The sequence below is a fragment of the Pseudomonas sp. VI4.1 genome, assembly GCF_002029345.1.
GTDB lineage: Bacteria > Pseudomonadota > Gammaproteobacteria > Pseudomonadales > Pseudomonadaceae > Aquipseudomonas.
Map to the genome: position 1 here is coordinate 1 of NZ_MULM01000034.1, position 5,567 is coordinate 5,567.

At 63.1% G+C, this 5,567-nt stretch carries 4 protein-coding genes and 1 pseudogene; all 5 read left to right on the forward strand.

The window, feature by feature from the left end; genetic code table 11:
- Positions 1-1,430 (forward strand): annotated as a pseudogene (locus BZ163_RS00495) (malto-oligosyltrehalose synthase); the annotation flags it as partial.
- A 21-nt stretch (positions 1,431-1,451) separates the two neighbouring features.
- Positions 1,452-1,805, forward strand: a complete 354-nt coding sequence (locus BZ163_RS00500; RefSeq protein ID WP_128869379.1) for a DUF2934 domain-containing protein — start codon at positions 1,452-1,454, stop codon at positions 1,803-1,805.
- Between the two features lie 116 nt (positions 1,806-1,921).
- Positions 1,922-4,084, forward strand: coding sequence for a glycogen debranching protein GlgX (gene glgX / locus BZ163_RS00505; RefSeq protein WP_128869380.1), 2,163 nt, complete (start codon positions 1,922-1,924; stop codon positions 4,082-4,084).
- Position 4,085: 1 nt separating this feature from the next.
- Positions 4,086-5,075 (forward strand): acyl-CoA dehydrogenase family protein, encoded by a 990-nt coding sequence (locus BZ163_RS00510; protein WP_128869381.1) that lies wholly within the window; start codon positions 4,086-4,088, stop codon positions 5,073-5,075.
- Positions 5,072-5,567, forward strand: a 496-nt coding sequence (locus tag BZ163_RS00515) for a PIG-L deacetylase family protein (RefSeq protein ID WP_143510975.1), incomplete at its 3' end; no start/stop codon positions are given. The genes BZ163_RS00510 and BZ163_RS00515, both read left to right, overlap by 4 nt.

Genomic DNA, 5,567 nt, shown 5'->3' on the forward strand with positions numbered 1-5,567 from the left:
CGATCCGGCGGGCGTTGCAGGAATTGATCGTGCACTTCCCGGTGTATCGCACCTATATCAGCCCCCGTGGCCGCAGTGCCGAAGACGATGTGTTTTTCCAGCAAGCCATGGACGGCGCCCGGCAATCGCTCAGCGAGGCCGATTGGCCGGTGCTCGATTGCCTGGCCGGCTGGCTCGGCGGCGAACCGTGGCGCAAACGCCCGGTGGGTCGCCAGCGCAAGATACTCAAGCACGCCTGCGTGCGCTTCCAGCAGCTGACCTCGCCAGCCGCGGCCAAGGCCGTGGAAGACACCGCGTTCTATCGCTCGGCGGTGTTGCTGTCGCGTAATGACGTGGGGTTCAGCACCGAACAGTTCAGTGCGCCGGTCGCCGATTTCCACGCGGTGTGTGTCAGCCGACTCGAAGCGTTTCCCGATAATTTGCTGGCCACCGCCACCCACGACCACAAACGCGGCGAAGACACCCGGGCGCGGTTGGCGGTGCTGAGTGAACGCAGTGCCTGGTACGCCGAGCAAGTGCCGCTCTGGCAAGCCCTGGCCCGACCGCTGCGCGATGACGACCAGATGCCATCGACCGGCGACGAGTTGATTCTGTATCAGGCGATCCTAGGCAGCTGGCCGCTCGACCTGCGCAGCGAAGATCCAATCGCGATCGAGGCGTACACTCAACGCCTCTGGCAATGGCAACAGAAAGCCTTGCGCGAAGCAAAGTTGCAAAGCAGCTGGAGCGCACCCAACGACGCTTACGAACAGGCGATGCAGCAATTCCTGCAACGACTGATGCTCAGTCCTGAAGGTGAACTGTTGCGCGCCGCACTGGGCAAGGCGGTCAATACCCTCGCCGTCCCCGGCGCCCTCAACGGATTGGCGCAAACCTTGCTGCGCATGACCGTGCCGGGCATACCGGATCTTTATCAGGGCAACGAGTACTGGGATTTCACCCTGGTGGACCCGGATAACCGGCGGCCGGTGGATTACGCTGATCGGCAACAGGCCTTGCACGCAGAACCGGGTTTACCCGAGCTGCTGACCACCTGGCGTGACGGGCGCATCAAGCAAAGCCTGATCGCCCAGGCGTTGAACTTGCGGGCCGAGCACGCCGAGCTGTTTCGGCGCGGGGCATATCAAGCCCTGGAAGTGGTCGGCAGCCAGGCGCACCGGGTGCTGGCGTTTGCCCGCTCCGGGGAAGGAAAACGGGCGATCGTGATTGTGCCGATACGCTGCGCCGAACTGCTGAAAAACACCGCCGAACCGCGGATCGATGCGCGGCTGTGGGGCGATACCCGGGTCAAATTACCGTTCGCCTCCTCTGACATACATTTGAAGGGACTTTTTTCAGCCACCGCAGTCACAACCCAAGGGGAGCTGATGATCAGCGCTGCGCTGGGGGACTTCCCGGTCAATCTCTTTATCCAAACTACCGACACTTGAGTGCAGTTCAGGAGCATAGCGATGAGTACCGAAGATAAACGCATCCGCGAGTTCGCCTATCAGATCTGGGAATCTGAAGGCAAGCCCGAAGGCCAGGAAGCCCGTCACTGGGAAATGGCCCGCAAACTGGCAGAAGCTGAAGCCCTGTCCCCGAACAAGTCGTCAAAAGGGGCCGGCAGTAAAGTGGCCGCGACCAAGACCGCGCCGAAAAAGCCCGACGGCAAGCTGATCAATGACAAGTCGCTCGACGGCAAGGGCGCCGAACCGAAAACCAAGGCCAAGGCCAAGCCGGCCGCGGCGGCATCGGTGGTCCCGCCTGGCGAAAAAGCCGCCGTGAAGAAGCCTCGAACCGCGCGTAAACCGCCCGCGGTCTAACGCTCCTTACTGGTCCTGAATGATTGAATGCGTGGCGAGCCCCCTCGCCACCGAGGGCTCGCTCGCCCTCGAAAAACGCCTGAGCCAAGAATTGTCCCCCCTTTGCAGGAGCATGTATGAGCAGTCCAAAGAAATCCGCGCCAGAACCGCACGTCGAGACGCCATCGCGAATCCGTGAAGGTTTGCCCTTCCCGCTGGGCGCGACCTGGGATGGCCTGGGGGTCAATTTCGCCTTGTTTTCCGCCAACGCCACCAAGGTTGAGCTGTGCATCTTCGATGATGCCGGCGAAGTCGAGCTGGAACGCATCGAGTTGCCGGAATACACCGACGAGATCTACCACGGCTACCTGCCCGACGCGCATCCGGGGCTGATCTACGGCTACCGTGTCTACGGCGCCTATGACCCGGCCAACGGTCATCGCTTCAACCACAACAAATTGCTGATCGACCCCTATGCCAAACAGCTGGTCGGCGAGTTGAAATGGTCCGAAGCCTTGTTCGGCTATACCATCGGCCACCCCGATGCCGACCTCAGCTTCGATGAGCGTGACAGCGCGCCCTTCGTGCCCAAATGCAAGGTGATCGACCCGGCCCACACCTGGGGGCACGACCATCGTGTCAGCGTGCCGTGGGACAAGACGATCATTTATGAGACGCACGTGCGAGGCATCAGCATGCGTCACCCCTCCGTCCCCGAGAGCCAGCGTGGCACCTTCGCCGGGTTGATGGTCGATGACGTGCTCGAACACATCCGCAAGCTCGGCGTGTCGACCGTGGAGCTGCTGCCGATCCATGCCTTCGTCAATGACCAGCACCTGCTGCACAAAGGCATGACCAATTACTGGGGCTACAACAGCATCGCGTTTTTCGCCCCCGACCCGCGTTACCTGGCCAGCGGCAAGATCGCCGAATTCAAGGAGATGGTCGCGCACCTGCACGAAGCCAATCTCGAAGTGATCCTCGACGTGGTCTACAACCACACCGCCGAGGGCAATGAACAGGGCCCGACCCTGTCCATGCGCGGCATCGACAACGCCTCTTACTACCGCTTGATGCCCGACGACAAGCGCTACTACATCAACGATTCCGGCACCGGCAACACCCTGGACCTGAGTCACCCCTGTGTGCTGCAGATGGTCACCGACTCCCTGCGTTACTGGGCCACGGAAATGCACGTGGACGGTTTCCGTTTCGACCTGGCGACCATTCTCGGCCGTTACCATGAGGGCTTCGACGAACGTCACAGCTTCCTGGTCGCCTGTCGCCAAGACCCTGTGCTGCGTCAGGTAAAAATGATTGCCGAGCCGTGGGATTGCGGCCCGGGCGGTTATCAGGTCGGTGGTTTTCCGCCGGGTTGGGTCGAGTGGAACGACAAGTTCCGCGACACCGTGCGCGCGTTCTGGAAAGGCGATGACGGCCAACTCGCGGACTTCGCCAGCCGCATGACCGCTTCCGGCGAAATGTTCAACCAGCGGGGCCGGCGGCCATACGCTTCGTTGAACTTCATCACCGCCCACGACGGTTTCACCCTCAACGACCTGGTCTCGTACAACGACAAGCACAACGAAGCCAACGACGAGGACAACCAGGACGGCAGCAACAACAACCTGTCCTGGAACCACGGCGTCGAAGGTCCGACCGACGATCCCGAGATCAATGAACTGCGTCAGCGCCAGATGCGCAACTTCTTCGCCACGTTGCTGCTGTCCCAGGGCACGCCGATGCTGGTGGCCGGCGACGAATTCGCCCGCACCCAGGAAGGCAACAACAATGCCTATTGCCAGGACAGCGAGATCGGTTGGGTCAACTGGGACCTGAGCGAAGACGGCAAGGCCCTGCTCAAGTTCGTCAAACGCCTGATCAAGCTGCGCCTGGCCTACCCGATCCTGCGTCGCGGGCGCTTCCTGGTGGGCAATTACAACGAAGACATCGGGGTCAAGGACGTCACCTGGCTGGCGCCGGATGGCAGCGAGATGACCATCGAACAGTGGGAAGAAGCCCATGGCCGCTGCCTGGGCATGCTGCTCGACGGCCGCGCGCAGGAAACCGGGATTCGCCGCAAGGGTGGCGATGCAACCCTGCTGCTGGTGGTCAACGCCCATCATGACGTGGTCAATTTCCTGCTCCCGGAAGTGCCCGATGGCAGTTACTGGACCTGCATGATCGACACCAACCAACCTTCCATTCGCGGTCAGGAACGCTTCGAGTTCGGTCACGAGTACTCGGTCACCGGGCGATCGCTGCTGCTGTTCGAATTGCAGCGTGAGGAAGACGAGTGAAATGGACCTCCAGGGGTTTCTGCATCGCCAGTCACCGGACTACGCTGACACTCAAGCGCTAGGCCGGTGCCTGCGGGCGCTGGTGGAGGCGGGTCTCGATCAGCTGCCGCTGCCCGGCAGTGGCCGGACCCTGGAGCGTTTCCAGGCGCTGGCCGAGGTCGGCGGGCATGACCTGGGGTTGTGCAAGTTGTACGAGGGCCATACTGATGCGCTGGCGATCATCCAGCAACTCGGGGGGTCGCCAGCACCGGGCGGTACGTGGGGCATGTGGGCCGCCGAACCGCCCCAGGCGCGGGTACACGTCAGCTCGCACGGCCGAGCGGTTGCACTGAACGGACGCAAGGCCTGGTGTTCGGGGGCGGCGGTGTTGAGCCACGGTTTGCTGACGGCCTGGGACGAGCAGGATCGCCAGCAACTGGTGGCGGTGGCGCTGGATCAACCCGGTGTGAGCATCACCGATCAAGGCTGGCACGCCGTCGGCATGGGCGCGACCGGCAGCGTGGACGTGCTGTTCGACGGCGCCCGGGCGCATGTCATCGGCGATCCCGGCGACTATCTGCAACGTCCCGGCTTCTGGCAAGGCGGGATCGGCATTGCCGCCTGTTGGTACGGCGCCGCCCAAAGCATTGCCGAACGTCTGCGCAGTCACTGCGCCCACCGCGAAGAACCCCATGCCCTCGCCCACCTCGGCGCCGTCGACAGCGCATTACAGGCCGCTGCCGACGTGCTGCGCAGCAGTGCCCGGAGCATCGATGTCGCACCACTGGACAACGCCGAGCTGCTGGCCCGTCGCGTGCGCGCTGTGGTCGAACATAGCGCCGAGCAGGTCATCCTTCATGTCGGCCACGCCCTGGGCGCAGGTCCCTATTGCAAGGATCGACAATTCGCCCGGCTGATCGCCGACCTGCCGGTGTTCCTGCGGCAAAGCCACGCCGAACGAGACCTTGCCGCGCTGGGTCGACAGGTCATCAACGGAACATGGAGCCTATGAAAACCAATCCAATCGTCGGCCAGGGTACGCCGCTGCACCTGTGGCAAACGTCCAGCCAGCTGGCGCAGCTACCGGTGATCGACATCCTGACGCTGGTGCCGCAAGGGTCCCGGGCCGTCATTATCGCACCCCATCCAGACGATGAAGTGCTGGGTTGCGGCGGCTTCCTGCAACTGCTCGCCGCGGCGAACCGTGCACTGCAGTTGATCTCGGTCACCGATGGCAGCGCCAGCCACCCGGGGTCCCGGCGCTGGCCGGTGGAACGGCTGAGCGCGGTCCGCCCGCAGGAGTCCGCCGAAGCCCTGCGCCGCCTCGGCCTGCCGCTGCACAGTCTGAAATGGTTGCGCGGCGGGTTCGCCGACAGTCGGGTAGCGGCGCGGGAAACCGAGTTGAGCGAGTTCATCGAACGCCACCTGTGCGCCAACGATGTGGTGTTCACCACCTGGCGTGAAGACGGTCATTGCGACCACGAGGCCGTGGGTCGTGCCAGCG

Coding starts and splice junctions, on each gene's coding strand:
- BZ163_RS00500 (WP_128869379.1), top strand. CDS start 1,452: ATGAGTACCGAAGATAAACGCATCCGCGAGTTCGCCTATCAGATCTGG.
- glgX (WP_128869380.1), top strand. CDS start 1,922: ATGAGCAGTCCAAAGAAATCCGCGCCAGAACCGCACGTCGAGACGCCA.
- BZ163_RS00510 (WP_128869381.1), top strand. CDS start 4,086: ATGGACCTCCAGGGGTTTCTGCATCGCCAGTCACCGGACTACGCTGAC.